The sequence below is a fragment of the Streptomyces cyaneofuscatus genome, assembly GCF_033109485.1.
Classification (GTDB): Bacteria; Actinomycetota; Actinomycetes; order Streptomycetales; family Streptomycetaceae; genus Streptomyces; species Streptomyces cyaneofuscatus.
The window spans coordinates 5,607,086-5,620,499 of the sequence record NZ_CP137002.1; the positions used below are offsets into that span (position 1 = coordinate 5,607,086).

Annotated in this window: 13 protein-coding genes; 12 read left to right on the forward strand and 1 reads right to left on the reverse strand. The window is 73.6% G+C overall.

The window, feature by feature from the left end; all coding sequences use genetic code 11:
- The first annotated feature begins 37 nt into the window (after positions 1-37).
- From R2B67_RS24635 to R2B67_RS24680, 10 genes are all read left to right on the forward strand, one after another.
- The gene (locus R2B67_RS24635; RefSeq protein ID WP_317821106.1) at positions 38-787 is read left to right on the forward strand and encodes a class I SAM-dependent DNA methyltransferase; all 750 of its coding nucleotides are present in this window, start codon (positions 38-40) and stop codon (positions 785-787) included.
- A gap of 36 nt (positions 788-823) precedes the next feature.
- Positions 824-1,654 carry a hypothetical protein gene (locus R2B67_RS24640; RefSeq protein WP_317821107.1) on the forward strand — a complete coding sequence of 277 codons (831 nt, stop codon included), beginning with the start codon at positions 824-826 and terminating at the stop codon, positions 1,652-1,654.
- 72 nt (positions 1,655-1,726) lie between these two features.
- Positions 1,727-2,998, forward strand: a complete 1,272-nt coding sequence (locus R2B67_RS24645) for an activator-dependent family glycosyltransferase (RefSeq protein ID WP_317824954.1) — start codon at positions 1,727-1,729, stop codon at positions 2,996-2,998.
- Between the two features lie 49 nt (positions 2,999-3,047).
- Entirely contained in the window at positions 3,048-4,268 is a 1,221-nt protein-coding gene (locus R2B67_RS24650; protein ID WP_317821108.1) for a nucleotide disphospho-sugar-binding domain-containing protein, read from the forward strand.
- Between the two features lie 88 nt (positions 4,269-4,356).
- The gene (locus R2B67_RS24655) at positions 4,357-5,535 is read left to right on the forward strand and encodes a nucleotide disphospho-sugar-binding domain-containing protein (RefSeq protein ID WP_018511374.1); all 1,179 of its coding nucleotides are present in this window, start codon (positions 4,357-4,359) and stop codon (positions 5,533-5,535) included.
- An 89-nt stretch (positions 5,536-5,624) separates the two neighbouring features.
- Positions 5,625-6,899: a nucleotide disphospho-sugar-binding domain-containing protein gene (locus R2B67_RS24660; protein ID WP_164238991.1), complete on the forward strand. Its 1,275-nt coding sequence runs from the start codon at positions 5,625-5,627 to the stop codon at positions 6,897-6,899.
- Positions 6,900-6,960: 61 nt separating this feature from the next.
- Complete coding sequence (locus R2B67_RS24665; protein ID WP_317821110.1) at positions 6,961-7,587, forward strand: dTDP-4-dehydrorhamnose 3,5-epimerase family protein; 627 nt, start codon at positions 6,961-6,963, stop codon at positions 7,585-7,587.
- The gene (locus tag R2B67_RS24670; RefSeq protein ID WP_317821111.1) at positions 7,584-8,651 is read left to right on the forward strand and encodes an NAD-dependent epimerase/dehydratase family protein; all 1,068 of its coding nucleotides are present in this window, start codon (positions 7,584-7,586) and stop codon (positions 8,649-8,651) included. The genes R2B67_RS24665 and R2B67_RS24670 overlap by 4 nt, the downstream gene beginning before the upstream one ends.
- Complete coding sequence (locus tag R2B67_RS24675) at positions 8,648-9,301, forward strand: dTDP-4-dehydrorhamnose 3,5-epimerase family protein (protein WP_018511378.1); 654 nt, start codon at positions 8,648-8,650, stop codon at positions 9,299-9,301. Before R2B67_RS24670 ends, R2B67_RS24675 begins: the two co-directional genes overlap by 4 nt.
- Before the next feature lie 3 nt (positions 9,302-9,304).
- Positions 9,305-10,306, forward strand: a complete 1,002-nt coding sequence (locus tag R2B67_RS24680) for an NAD-dependent epimerase/dehydratase family protein (protein WP_317821113.1) — start codon at positions 9,305-9,307, stop codon at positions 10,304-10,306.
- On the opposite strand, the gene R2B67_RS24685 is transcribed toward R2B67_RS24680, so the two are convergent.
- Complete coding sequence (locus tag R2B67_RS24685; RefSeq protein WP_164238999.1) at positions 10,286-11,026, reverse strand: TetR/AcrR family transcriptional regulator; 741 nt, start codon at positions 11,024-11,026, stop codon at positions 10,286-10,288. The two genes, R2B67_RS24680 and R2B67_RS24685, sit on opposite strands and share 21 nt — an antisense overlap.
- 145 nt (positions 11,027-11,171) lie before the next feature.
- On the opposite strand from R2B67_RS24685, the gene R2B67_RS24690 reads away from it, so the two are divergent.
- A complete protein-coding gene (locus R2B67_RS24690) occupies positions 11,172-12,029 on the forward strand; it encodes an NmrA family NAD(P)-binding protein (RefSeq protein WP_317821115.1) in 858 nt (285 codons plus the stop codon).
- A 102-nt stretch (positions 12,030-12,131) separates the two neighbouring features.
- Positions 12,132-13,334 (forward strand): nucleotide disphospho-sugar-binding domain-containing protein, encoded by a 1,203-nt coding sequence (locus R2B67_RS24695; protein ID WP_317821117.1) that lies wholly within the window; start codon positions 12,132-12,134, stop codon positions 13,332-13,334.
- Positions 13,335-13,414 lie beyond the last annotated feature (80 nt).

The following is a 13,414-nucleotide window of genomic DNA, read 5'->3' on the forward strand; positions in this document are numbered from 1 at the left end:
CTCCTCGCCGACCTACGACAAGAAAGCAGGGCAGACCATGAGCAGCGGCGCGGCACGCAATCTCTTCGACACCGCGGATGTGTACGAGGCCATCTACCGGGGGCGCGGCAAGGAGTACGAGGCGGAGGCGGGGCGCGTCGTCGAGCTCGTCCGCGCGGTCCGCCCGGACAGCACGTCGCTGCTGGACGTCGCCTGCGGACCCGCCGCCCATCTGGTGCACTTCCAGCACCACTTCGCCCATGTCGAGGGCGTGGACCTGTCGGAGGACATGCTCCGGGTCGCGAAGGAGCGGGTCCCCGACGTCCCGCTGCACCACGGCGACATGCGGGACTTCCGCATCGAGGGCAGGTTCTCCGTCATCACCTGCATGTTCAGCTCCATCAGCTACGCCAGGACCCCCGACGAACTGGACGCCGCCCTGCGCTCCATGGCCCGTCATCTGACGCCCGGCGGGGTGATCGCGATCGAGCCGTGGTGGTTCCCGGAGGACTTCCGGCCCGACCACATCGGCGGCGACGTGGTGACGGTGGACGGCCGGACCATCTCCCGGGTCTCGCACTCGGTGCGCGAGGGCCGGGCCACGCGGATGGACGTGCACTACCTCATCGCCAGTCCGGCCGCCGGCATCCAGCACTTCTCCGACACCCACCGGATGACCCTGTTCGAGCGCGCCGAGTACGAGGCGGCCTACACCCGGGCCGGGCTCTCGGTGCGCTACGAGGCCGATCCCGCCGGCGGGCCCGGCCTGTTCGTCGGCGCCCTGCCCGCGGGCGAAACCTCCGTCTGACCGGCAGTGCGCCGCCCCACTCACGGAAGAGGTCCCATGTACACGCTGCACGTCCGCCGGAGGCTCGCCGCCACGACCGGAGCCCTGCTGCTGGCCACCGGTGCGGTTCTGACCGGTGCGAGCCCGGTCGCCGCCGCGGGTCCCGCTCCCCGCGTCGAGGTGCGCAACGGCCCGGTGCTGGAGATCGTCTCCACCGAGACGTCCCTGACCGCCCCGGCCACCGCGCGCCCCGGCCCCGTCACCTTCCGCTCGTCCACCACGCACGAGGGGTCGGGCTGGGTCGGCCTGGCCCGCGCGCACGAGGACGGCACGACGTCGTTCCTCGGCGGAGTGGTCAACCACCCCGGCCGACCGGGGCTGTTCACCACGACCCTGACGCCGGGGGAGTACGTGCTCTTCGACTACCTGTACACCCAGGGCGGCGCCGAACCGAGGGAGCGACGCCTCACGGTCTCGGGACCCGTATCGGGTACGACGCCGAAGCCGACGGCGACCATCGTGTCCCGGGAGGTGCCGGGGAAGGGCCCCCGCTTCACGGTGACGGGCAAGCTCCGCGCCGGAGCGCCGATCCGGTTCACCAACGAACTGCCCGGCCAGTACAACGAGGCCGTGCTCTTCCCGCTGCCCGCGAACGTCACCCGGGCCGAACTGCAGGCGTTCTTCGACGCCGCCGACGAGGGCGAACCGGTCGAGGCGCCCTTCGACACCTCGCTCGGCCTGGGCAGCCTCCCGCTGTCGACGGACCGCTCCCAGGTCTTCCAGGTGCCGCTGGAGCGCGGCCGGCACGTCCTGGTCACCTGGGTGCGCGACAGCAGCGGCCATCTCCTGGCCAAGCAGGGCCAGTTCGAGATCGTCGACGTGTGCTGACCCGGCGGCCCGGCCCCCGCGACCCCGCCCTTCCCCAGCCGTAGAACCCGAAGGAGGCCCGACGTGCGGATCATGTTCGCGACCTGGCCGGCGACGTCCCATCTGTATCCGGCGGCGCCGCTGGCCTGGGCCCTGCAGAGTGCGGGCCACGAAGTGGTCGTGGCCAGCTATCCCGCCCTGGCGGACACCGTGGTGGCGGCAGGGCTCACCGCGGTGTCCCTGGGGGCCGCAGCCGACACCGCACCGAAGGCGTCGCTCCCCGACGACGAGCTGGACGTACTCGCCGCGGCCCTCGGACCCGGCCCCGACGAGGGCCATCTGTGGGAGTTCTTCCGGCACCGCATCCTGCCCGTCCTCTCCTTCCACTACCCGGGCCGCGCTCCCGACGCGGAGCAGCGGGCCATGGTGGACGACCTGGTCTCCTTCGCCCGCGACTGGCGGCCGGACCTGGTCCTCTGGGACCCGGCCTTCCTCGCCGCACCCGTGGCCGCGCGGGCCTGCGGAGCCGCCCACGCCCGCCTGATGTGGGGCCTGGACTACTTCGGGTGGATCCGCGAGCGGTGTGCGCGGCTGGCCGCCCGCCCCGGCGGAAACCCGGTGGGCGACCCGCTGGTACGCCTCGCGGAGCCCATGCACCGGCGGTTCGGGTACGACTCCGACGAGGAGATGTTCCTCGGCCAGTGGACCGTCGACCTGATGCCGCCCGGGATGCGGCTGCCGCTGGACACCCGCAGTGTCTCCCTGCGGGCCGTCCCCTACCAGCAGACGTCCGTCATGCCGCCATGGCTGCGCGAGCGGCCCGAACGGCCGCGGGTCTGCCTGACGCTGGGGGTGACCGGGCGGGAGCGGTTCATCAACAGCGGGGTCCCCCTCTCCGAGGTCCTGGACATGATGTCCGGACTGGACGTGGAGGTCGTCGCCACCCTCAACGCCGATCAGCTCGCGTCGGTGGGCCAGGTGCCCCCCAATGTCCGCACGGTCGACTACGTACCGCTCAACCAGCTCCTGCCGACCTGCTCGGCGATCGTGCACCACGGCGGATTCGGCACCTTCGCCGCCGCGGCGGCCCAGCGGCTGCCGCAGCTGATCACCGGGGCGCTCAGCGCCTGGGACCGGGGCGTGGCCATGGCCACCGCCCAGTACGTCGAGTCCAGGGGAGCCGGACTCGCCATGGCCGTCGAGGGGTTCACCCCGGAGGTCATGCGCAAGCACCTGCTGACGCTGCTGCACGATCCGTCGCTCGGCGAGGGCGCCACCGAGCTGTACCACGACCTGCTGGCCACACCGAGCCCCGCCGACATCGTGCCCGTCCTGGAGCAACTGACCGCCCGGGCCCGCGGCTGACCTCCTCCGGGCCCCGCCGGAGCCTTGTGCCGAAACCACTGGAGAGCCCATGCGCGTCCTCGTGACGACGACGCCCCTGTCCACCCATTTCCTCCCCCTGGTCCCCCTGGCCTGCGCCCTGCGCGCGGCCGGTCACGAGGTGCTGGTCGCCGGCCAGCCGGACGTGCTGGACGCGGTCCGCTCGGCCGGCCTCAACCAGGTCACCATCGGCGAGCGGTTCCACACCCAGGACCGCATGCTGGGGCTGCTCCGCGGCGACGAACGGCTCATCCACACCTACGGCCGCCCCACCGCCGAGGACATGGCCGGATACCCGGACACCTGGGTGGAGCACACCGCTTCGATGGTGCCCCGGTACCTCGACTTCGCGCGGGCCTTCCGGCCCGACCTCCTGGTCTCCGACCCGCTGGACTTCAAGTCCCTGATCGTCGCGGCCGTGCTCGGCGTGCCGTCCGTGCACCACCGCTGGGGCGTGGACCCGCTGTCGGGCCCGATGCGCCGGAGCGCCCGGGACCCGCTCAAGGCGGTGTGCGAGAGCGTCGGACTCGCCGGACTGCCGGACCCCGACGTCGTGCTGGACCCGTGCCCCCCGTCCCTTCAGCTGCCGGAGGCGGATCCGGGCACTCCGGTCCGCCACTTCCCGTACAACGGCAACGGTGAACTCCCGGCGTGGCTGCGGGAGGAGTGGCAGGCGCGGGGCGACCGCCGCCCGCCCGACGGCCGGCGCAGGGTGGTCGTCTCCATGGGCGCCCGCACCCTCGATCTCAACGGGGTGCCCCTGATGCGCCGGGTCCTGGGGGCGTTCGACGGACTCCAGGGTGTCGAGGCGCTCGCCACGGTGGAGGAGCGCTACCGGGAGAGGATCGGCCCGCTGCCCGCCAACGTCAGGCTGATCGAGCCGACACCGCTGCACTTCTTCCTCGACGGCTGCTCGGCGATGGTGCACCACGGAGGCACCGGCACCGTCACCACGGCCGCCGCCTACGGGCTCCCGCAACTGGCCCTGCCGCAACTGGCCGACCAGTTCGCCAACGCCGACCGGCTGGCCGCCACCGGCGCGGGCCTGATGCTGGACACCGCCGCCGCGCAGGACGACCCCGCCCAGGTGCGCGCCGCGGTGGAGCGGTTGCTGTCGCAGCCCGGTCTCGCCGCCGCCGCCGAGGGGCTGCGGCGCGAGACCGAGGCGATGCCGGTCACCTCCCGGGTGGTCACCGACCTGGAGCGGCTCGCCGCCGGGTACCGGGGCCGCGACCGCGCGGCGCACGGGTGAGCGCCGGCTCCGGCCCGGGGGCCGGGCCACCGGATGTGAACGGCGCCCGCGAGCGTACTCGTGGGCCTGACCTCTGCCAGGAGTGCTGATGAGAATCCTGTTTCTCGCGGGGGGCAGCCCCGCCACCGTGTTCGCCTTCGCGCCGCTCGCCACGGCCGCGCGCAACGCCGGCCACGAGGTCTTCGTCGCCACGATCGAGGAGAACGTGCCGTTCGTCGAAGGGGTGGGGCTGCCGCCCGTCCCCGTCGCGGTGATGGCCGATCTGGAGATCCTGGCCCGCGACGGCTCCGACCGGCCGGCGGAGACGCTGAGGGACCCGGTGCGGCAGATGCGGCTCGTCGGCCGCTGGTACGCCCGGATGGCCCGCGGCAGCATGGACGGACTGACGCGCCTCACGGAGAGCTGGCGGCCCGATCTCGTCGTCGGCGGCAGGCTGGCCTACGCCGGGCAGCTCATCGCCGCCAGGCTCGGCGTCCCCTACGTGCGCCACCCGTGGGGCCTGGGGGACTGGGGCGGTTACGACGTGGGCGGCGCCGAGGAGCTCGCCTCCGGGCAGGGCGGGGCCGGCTCCGACCCGCTGCCCGCCCCGGCCATGGCACTGGACATCTGTCCGCCGGCGCTGGTGCCCGAGGGGTCGGCCTCCGCCGAGCCGGGGCAACTGCTGCGCTGGATACCGGCCAACCTCCAGCGCCGGCTCGAACCGTGGATGTACACCAAGGGGGAGCGCCGCCGGATCTGTGTGACCACCGGAACCCGGGTGACGGAAGAGAAGAGCAAGGACGAGAACACCTTCGACGCGCTCGGCCGGAACTCGGACTTCCTGCGCGAACTGGCGGCCACCGCCGCACGGCTCGACGCGGAGATCGTCGTCGCGGCCCCGGACGACGTCGCCCGCCGCCTGAGGGAGGAACTGCCGGACGTACGCGCCGGCTGGATCCCCCTGGACGTGCTGGCACCGACCTGCGACCTCATCGTCAGCCACGGCGGCACCAACACGAGCATGGTGGCGCTGAACGCCGGAGTGCCGCAGCTCAACATCACCAAGATGTACATCTCCGAGGCGCAGTCGACGCTCATCTCCGACTTCGGCGCGGGCCTCACGATCCCGGTCGCCGAGGCCGGCGCGGACCGTGTGGAGGCCGCGTGCGAGGAACTGCTCTCCCGGCCGGCGTACGCGAAGAGGGCCCGTGAGGGAGCGGCCGACATGGCGGCCATGCCCTCACCGGCCGCGGTGGTCGGGAAGCTGGAGGACCTCGCCGCCGCGTGACCGCGCCCGGCTTCCCCCGGCCCCCAGCCCCCAGCCCCCCCGCCCCCTGTCCCGAACCCACGGTCCACGCAGCAGAACGGAGAGTCCCGATGCGGGTCCTGTTCACGATCTTCCCGGCGACGGCGCATCTGTACCCGGTCGTTCCCCTCGCCTACGCCCTCCAGAGCGCGGGGCACGAGGTGTGTGTGGCCACCACCCCCGACCTGGCGGCCGACATCACCGCCGTGGGCCTCAAGGCCGTGCCGGTCGGCGAGCCGGTGGACCTCGGAGCGGTCCTCCAGCGGGTCGCCGCCGAGGACAACCTGGAGCGGCTCGCGGGCCGTCTGGGCATCGACGAGGCGGGCCTGGCCGACCCCGAGGTCCGCAAGTCCGTCCGCTACCACATGATCTCCATGATCACCCTGGGCCATCCGTCCCCCTCGACCGGGCGCGTCGCGCTCGCGGACCTCGTCGACTTCGCCCGGTCCTGGAGCCCCGACCTGGTGCTCTGGGACCCCATGTGCTTCGGGGCCGCGGTGGCCGCCCGGGCCTCCGGGGCCGCGCACGCGCGCGTCCTGTGGGGGATCGACCTCTTCGCCCGCTTCCAGGACGCCTACGTCGACGTCCTCAACGACCCCGGCGACCTGGGGGAGGACCTGCTCATCGACGCCCTGGCGCCCACGATGCGGCAGGGGGGACTCGCGTACGACCGGGAGCTGCTCTACGGGCAGTGGAGCGTCGACCTCATGCCGCAGCGCATGAGCCGGGAGGAGACGGGCCTGCGCTACCTCCCCGTGCGGCGGGTCGCCTACAACGGCCCCGGGGTGTACCCGGAGTGGCTGCTCACCCCGCCGAAGAAGCCGCGGGTCTGCCTCACGATGGGCATGAGCATGCGCAAGTACTTCGAGGAGGACGAGGCCCTCGTCACCGAACTGCTCGCCACGGCGGCCGGCCTCGACGCGGAGGTCGTCGCCACGGTCGACGCGGGCCAGTTCGCCGCCGACTACGTCCTCCCGGACAACGTCCGCACGATCGACTACGTCCCCCTGGACCTGGTCCTGCCCACCTGTGCGGCGATCGTCCACCACGGCGGTACGGGAACCTACGCGGCGGCCGTGGCCCACGAGGTACCGCAGCTCATCCTCCCCACCCCCATGGGCGACCACCTGGCCCTCTCCCGGTACGTCGCCGAGAGGGGCGGCGGACTCTACACCGAGCGCGCCGACTTCTCACCCGAGGTCGTGCGCGAACAGCTGGTGCGACTGCTCTCCGAGCCCTCGTTCCGGCAGGGCGCCACCGAACTGCGGCGGGACCTCCTCGCCTCGCCCAGCCCGGTCGACAGCCTGCCCGCGCTGGAGAAGCTCACCGCCCAGTACGCCCGTTGACCGGCACCGCCCGCACCCGGAGCCACCAACTGTCCGGCCCAGGAAGCCAGGAAGGGTTGTCATGCAGGCACGCGAGCTGAATGTCGCGGGGGCTTTCGAGTTCACCTCCGCCACTTTCCCCGACGACCGGGGGCTCTTCGCCTCGCCGTACGAGGAGAAGGAATTCACCGCGGCGGTGGGACACCCGCTGTTCCCCGTCGTCCAGTCCAGCCACAGCGTCTCCCGGCGCGGCGTCGTCCGCGGGGTCCATGTCACGGCGACGCCCCCGGGCCAGGCCCAGTACGTCTACTGCGTGGGCGGGCGCGCGCTCGACGTGATCGTCGACACCCGGGTCGGATCCCCGACCTACGGGCGCACCGACACGGTCCTGCTGGGCGGGGACACCGTACGCGCCGTGTACTACCCCGTCGGGGTCGGCCACGCGTACATCGCGCTGGAGGACGACACGGTCATGTTCTACCTGCTCTCCGCGGGCCATGACCCGGGCAGCGACCTGTCGCTCTCCGCCCTGGACCCGGCGCTCGGAGTGCCCGTTCCGCCGGGCCTCGAACCGATCCTGTCCGAGCGCGACCGGAACGCCATCACCCTGGCCGAGGCGGAGGCCCGGGGTCTGCTGCCCCGGTACGACGAGTGCCGCGCGGCCGGAACGCCGGGCAGGCCGGCGCAGGGCCGAGGGGCGAGGGCGTGAGGAACGGTGCGTGGGCGGGCGGTGCCGCGGATCCCCGGCGCCGGCCGCTGGTCACGGTGCTGGGCGCCTCGGGGCTGATCGGCTGCGCGCTGACCCGGGAGCTGGCCAGCCGGCCGATCCGCCTGCGCGTCGTCTCGCGGCGCCCCACCCCGGCCCCCGCGTCCGCAGAGGCCGACATCGAGGTGCGCACGGCCGACCTGACCGAGGCCGGCGCGCTCGCCGACGCCGTGGCGGACGCCGACGCCGTGGTCCACCTGGTGGCCCACATGACGGACGCCACGCGGTGGCGGCTCGACGCGGACGACACCTTCGCCGAGCGGGTCAACCTGGGGCTGGTCCGCGAACTGGTCGAGCTGCTGCGGCGCGACGCCGCCGCGGTCGCACCCGGCCCGGCCCCGGTCGTCCTCTTCGCGGGGACGGTCTCCCAGGTCGGCCTCTCGGCGCGGGAGCGGATCGACGGAAGCGAGAGCGACGCGCCCACCGGCGCCTACGACCGTCAGAAGCTCGCCGCCGAACACCTGCTGAAGCGTGCGACGGCGGAGGGGGCGCTGTGCGGGATCTCGCTGCGGATGCCGACGGTGTTCGGCCATGAACCGCACGCACCGGCCCTGGACCGGGGGGTGGTCTCCACCATGATCCGCCGGGCGCTGGCCGACGAGCCGCTCACCCTCTGGCACGACGGCAGTGTCCTGCGCGACCTGCTGCACGTCGATGACGTCGCCCGTGCCTTCGTGGCCGCCCTGGACCACGCGGGGAGCCTCGGGGGCGGGCACTGGCTCCTGGGCAGCGGCCGGGCGGAGCGCCTGGACGAGGTGTTCGCCAAGATCGCGGGGGCGGTGTCCGCGCGGACGGGCCGCCCGCCCGTCCCGGTCCACTCGGTCGCCGCGCCCGCCCAGGCGGAGGTGACGGACTTCCACAGCTACGAGATCGACTCCTCGGCGTTCCGGGCGGTCACCGGCTGGCGGCCCCGGGTGCCGCTGGACGAGGCCCTCGGCCGCACCGTCTCGACGCTCGCGCTCGACGGGCGCCACCGGCTCCCGTCCGGAAAAGGGGGGCCGTCGTGACCCGTGCCCCTGCCATCCGGTCGCGGGAACTGGCCGTCAGCGGAGCCTTCGTGTTCAGTACGCCGTCGTCCCCGGCGGACGAGCGCGGCTTCACCGTCCCGACGCTGAGCGAGGAGACCTTCGCCGAGGCGCTGGGGCGGCCCGTGTTCCCCGTGGCCCAGGCGAGCTACAGCCGCTCCCGGCGGGGTGTCCTGCGCGGTCTGCACTACACGGCGGCCCCGCCCGGCCGCCCCAAGTACGTCAGCTGCCCGCGCGGCAGCGCCCTGGACATCATTGTCGACACCCGGGTGGGGTCGCCGAGCTTCGGGCGGCACGATGTGGTCCGGTTCGATCAGGAGGAGCCCCGTGCCGTGTACTTCCCGGTGGGGGTGGGCCATGTGTTCGTCGCGCTGGAGGACGACACCCTCATCTCGTACCTGATCCGGGGCGGATATGTCCCCGAGCGGGAGATGGCCCTCTCCGCGTTCGACCCCGCCCTCGGGCTGCCGATCCCCGAAGGTCTCGAACCGATTCTCTCGGAGCGCGACCGCGCTGCTCCCACGCTCGCCGAGGCGGAGGCCGCCGGACTCCTTCCCGAGTACGCCGTGTGCCGGGCCGCCGAGGAGGAGTTCTGGGCCTTCGGCGGCACCCGCCCCCCTTCACGGAGGTAGACAGTGCCGGACAGTCCGACACCGGCCGGCCCGGCCGGAAACGCCCTCGTCCTCGGCGGGACCGGCTGGGTGGGGCGGCACGTCTGCGCCGCGCTCGCCCGGCGTGGGTACACGGTGCTGGCCGTGGCCAGGAACCCTCCGGCGGCCGCCGGAGGGCCCGCGTTCCGCTCCCTGGACCTGGCGGCCGCCTCCACCGGAGCCCTCGCCCGGCTCCTGGCCGACACGCGCGCGGACGTGGTCGTCAACGCGACCGACGCGGCCAACGCCACCGACGGCTGGGACCGGACCGACGAGGAACTCCAGGTGGCCAACGTGCGGTTGCCCGGGAGACTGGTCGAGGCGATGGCGGCGCAGCCCCGGCGCCCGTGCCTGGTCCACTTCGGCACCATCCACGAGTACGGTCCGGTCGAGGCCGGCGCCTCCGTCTCCGAGACGGCCGTTCCCCGGCCGGTCAACACCTACGCCCGCACCCGCCTGGCGGGTTCGCTCACCGTGCTCGACGCGGCCCGCTCGGGAACCGTCGACGCGGTGGTCCTGCGGCTGGTGAACGTCCTGGGTCCGGGCCCCTCGCCCGCCAGCTTCCCGGGCAAGCTGCTGGAGCTGCTGCGCGAGGCCGCCGACCGGGGTGCCGCCGGCCTCACCGTCGCCGACGCGCGGCGCGACTGGCTCGACGTGCGGGACGCGGCGGCGGCGGTGCCCCTCGCCGTACGCCCGGGGCCCGGGGTGAACGGGGAGGCGTTCAACCTGGGCAGCGGCACGGCGGTCCACACCCGCGACCTGGTCGCGCTCGCCCGTACGGCCGCCGGACTGCCCCCGCACGCCCTCACCGAGCGGGAGAGCACCGTGCCCGGGCTGGGCGGGGACTGGATCAGGGCCGACATCCGGCGGGCGGCCGAGCGGCTGGGCTGGGCCCCTCGGATCGGTCTCGTCCGGTCGATGGAGGACATGTGGGAGGCAGCCGTCCCCGCCCCGGGCGGGGCGCCTTCAGCCGGGCAGCCCGGCTGAGAGCCCGTCGAGCACCCGGCGCAGCTGCCAGGCGAAGGACTCGTCGGTGTCGGGGTGGGGCTCGGCCTCGTTGACCATGCGGGTGAAGAACGGGTACTGGCCGCTGTCCATGAGGTGCTGGAGGTAGGGCAGCATGCGGTCCTGCCACGGGCCTTCGGCGCCACCCTCCGCCCCGGTGCCCGCCGGGTGGCGCCAGGCACGCTCCTCCAGTTCGGTCTGGACGAAGCCGTTGACGAAGGCGTGCAGGGTGTTGATGACCCGCACCATCTCGTCCATCGACAGACCGAGCTCCGACACGGCGGAGAGCGCCAGCTCCGTCGAGGCCAGCACATTGGGTCCCAGCACCGGACGCCCCGCGAGGAGCGAGGCGAGCCAGGGGTGGCGCAGCATGACGGCCCGCTTGGCGTGGGCGAGCCGTCCGAGGTCCTCGCGCCAGTCCCCGGAGGGGTGGGCGGGCCGGTCCTCCTCGCCCATCGCGGCGTCGGCCATGAGGTCGAACAGTTCGTCCTTCGTCCGCACGTGGCGGTAGAGGGACATGGTGCCGCACCCCAGCCGGGCGGCGACCTGCCGCATCGTGACCGCGTCCACCCCTTCGCTGTCCGCGAGAGCGAGGGCGGCGGCGGTGATCTGGTCACGGGAGAGCGCCACCTGGGGGCTCCGCCGGGGACGCTGCGGGCGCATCCAGATGACATCGGCCTGCGGGTCGCCGGAGTCGGCCACGTCGGGCGTCCTTTCGGTTCCGGGCTGCCGGGCGGTCGTGGCAGCCGATGAGGAATGAGTTGCGTACAGCGTATCTGTGAGTACGATGTACGCAAGCGTACGGCGCACGCAACGCGCCGCGCAGACGGCGAAGGGGAACGGACACATGGCAGCGCAGGGCCTGACCTTGGTGATCGGGGCGACGGGGAACGTGGGGCGCCAGGTCGTCCACCAGCTCGTGGAGGGCGGCCATCCGGTGCGCGCGTTCGTGCGGAACCCCGCCGCCGCCGGACTCCCCGCCGAGGCGGAGATCGCGCAGGGCGACCTGACGGACCCGGCCACCCTGGAGGCGGCCCTGGAGGGCGTCGACTCGGTCTTCCTGGTCTGGCCCTACCTCACCCTGGAGGACGCCCCCGCGGTCGTCGACACGATCAGCGCCGACGGCCGCAAGGTCGTCTACCTCTCCTCGGCCGGGATCAGGGACGACCGCGCGGAGCAGGACGACCCGATCAACCGCTTCCACATCGGCATCGAGCAGATGATCGACAAGAGCGGGGCGCCGTGGACGTTCCTGCGCTGCGGCAGCTTCATGGCCACCCTGCTGGAGTGGTCGGAGCAGATCCGGGAGGGCGTCGTACGCGAGGCGTTCCCGGACGCCGCCCGGGTGCTGATCCACGAGAGCGACATCGCCGCGATCGCCGTACGCGCCCTCACCGAGGACGGGCACGCCGGCCGCAAGTACCTGCTGACCGGCCCCGAGGCGCTGAGCCAGGTCGAGCAGGTGCGCATCATCGGCGAGGCCATCGGGCGGCCGGTGCGGTTCGAGGAGGTCACCCAGGAGGAGCTGCGGGAGGCCATGCTCTCCGAGGGCTGGGCCGACGGTGACATCGACGGCCTCTTCGCCGCCTACGCGCAGATGGGCCAGGTCGAGCAGCCCGTGCACTCCACGGTCGAGGAGATCACCGGCGTCCCGGCCCGCAGCCTGTTCCGCTGGGCCCAGGACCACGCCGCCGACTTCCGCTGAGCCGGTCATCCCGCCCCGGCGGCCCGCTCGTGGGCGGGGCGCCGGGGCCGTCCGCGCCGCGCGGACACCCCCACCCACCCCGGACCGTCAGGAGGAGACCGGATGCGCGTTCTCATGATGAGCACCCCCGCGTCGACGCACTTCACGCCGATGGTGCCGCTGGCGTGGGCGCTGCGCGCCGCCGGGCACGAACTGCTGGTCATGGGGCAGCCGGACGTGATGGGCGCGGTCCGCTCGGCCGGACTGAACGGGGTGAGCGTCGGCCCCTGGTTCCACGGCGACTCCATGATGCTCGCCCTCGTCGGCGACGAACGGCCCGTCCGGGCGATCCCCCGCACCCCGCCCGAGGCGCTCGGCAACCTGGGCTACACCTGGATGACGCACACCAAGTACGTCCTGCCGGAATACCTCGCCTTCGCCCGCGCCTTCCGGCCCGACCTCGTCGTGGCCGATCCGATGGAGTACGGCTCACTCGTCGTGGGCGGCGCCCTCGGCGTACCCGTCGCGCACCACCGGTGGGGTGTGGACCCCATATCCGGCCCCGCCCGCCGGGCCATGGCCCCCCACCTGCGGCGGTGGTGGCAGGACGAGGGGCTCGCCGGGCTGCCCGACCCGGACGTGATCGTCGACCCCTGCCCGCCCTCCCTCCAGGACCCGGACGCGGAACCGGGCCTGCCCGCCAGGTATGTGGCGTACAACGGCAACGGCCCGCTCCCCTCCTGGCTGCGCACCCACCGGGAGGAGCGCGCGCGGGCGACGGAGCCGGACTCCCCGCGGCGGGTGGTCGTCTCCCTGGGGACGTACACACTGCTGCTGAACGGGGCGTCCCTGGTGGGCGACGTCCTGCGCGCGTTCCGCGGCTTCCCGGACCTGGAAGTGATCGCGACCGTCCCGCCCGAGTACCAGGACGCGGTCGGTCCCGTCCCCGGCCACGTACGCATGGTGCCGCCGGTACCGCTCCACCTGCTGCTGCCCGGCTGCGACCTGATGGTCCACCACGGCGGAGCGAGCACCGTGATGACGGCGCTGTCCCTCGGCCTTCCCCAGCTCGCCCTGCCGCAGCTCGGCGACACCTTCGCCAACAGCGACCGGCTGGCGGCGACGGGCGCGGGCATCAGCCTGGACACCGCGGAGGCGCAGGACGACCCGGCACGGCTGCGCGCGGCGCTGGAGGAGCTGCTCACCGCCCCCGGGTACCGCGAGGCCGCCGGCGGGCTGAGCCGGGAGATGGCGGCCATGCCCGGCCTGCCCGAGGTCGTCGGCGACCTCGAACGGCTGGTGGCGAAGGGACGCCCCTCCTTCTGACACACCGTGATCCGCCCACCCCTGCCCCACTCCTGAAGGAGAGAAGACCCATGAGCGACAGGACGACCACCGTCCGGACC

Bases quoted from the DNA above. Each gene is read 5' to 3' on its own strand.
- R2B67_RS24635 (WP_317821106.1), top strand. From the start codon at position 38: ATGAGCAGCGGCGCGGCACGCAATCTCTTCGACACCGCGGATGTGTAC.
- R2B67_RS24695 (WP_317821117.1), top strand. From the start codon at position 12,132: ATGCGCGTTCTCATGATGAGCACCCCCGCGTCGACGCACTTCACGCCG.
- R2B67_RS24650 (WP_317821108.1), top strand. From the start codon at position 3,048: ATGCGCGTCCTCGTGACGACGACGCCCCTGTCCACCCATTTCCTCCCC.
- R2B67_RS24640 (WP_317821107.1), top strand. From the start codon at position 824: ATGTACACGCTGCACGTCCGCCGGAGGCTCGCCGCCACGACCGGAGCC.
- R2B67_RS24660 (WP_164238991.1), top strand. From the start codon at position 5,625: ATGCGGGTCCTGTTCACGATCTTCCCGGCGACGGCGCATCTGTACCCG.
- R2B67_RS24690 (WP_317821115.1), top strand. From the start codon at position 11,172: ATGGCAGCGCAGGGCCTGACCTTGGTGATCGGGGCGACGGGGAACGTG.
- R2B67_RS24665 (WP_317821110.1), top strand. From the start codon at position 6,961: ATGCAGGCACGCGAGCTGAATGTCGCGGGGGCTTTCGAGTTCACCTCC.
- R2B67_RS24645 (WP_317824954.1), top strand. From the start codon at position 1,727: ATGTTCGCGACCTGGCCGGCGACGTCCCATCTGTATCCGGCGGCGCCG.
- R2B67_RS24655 (WP_018511374.1), top strand. From the start codon at position 4,357: ATGAGAATCCTGTTTCTCGCGGGGGGCAGCCCCGCCACCGTGTTCGCC.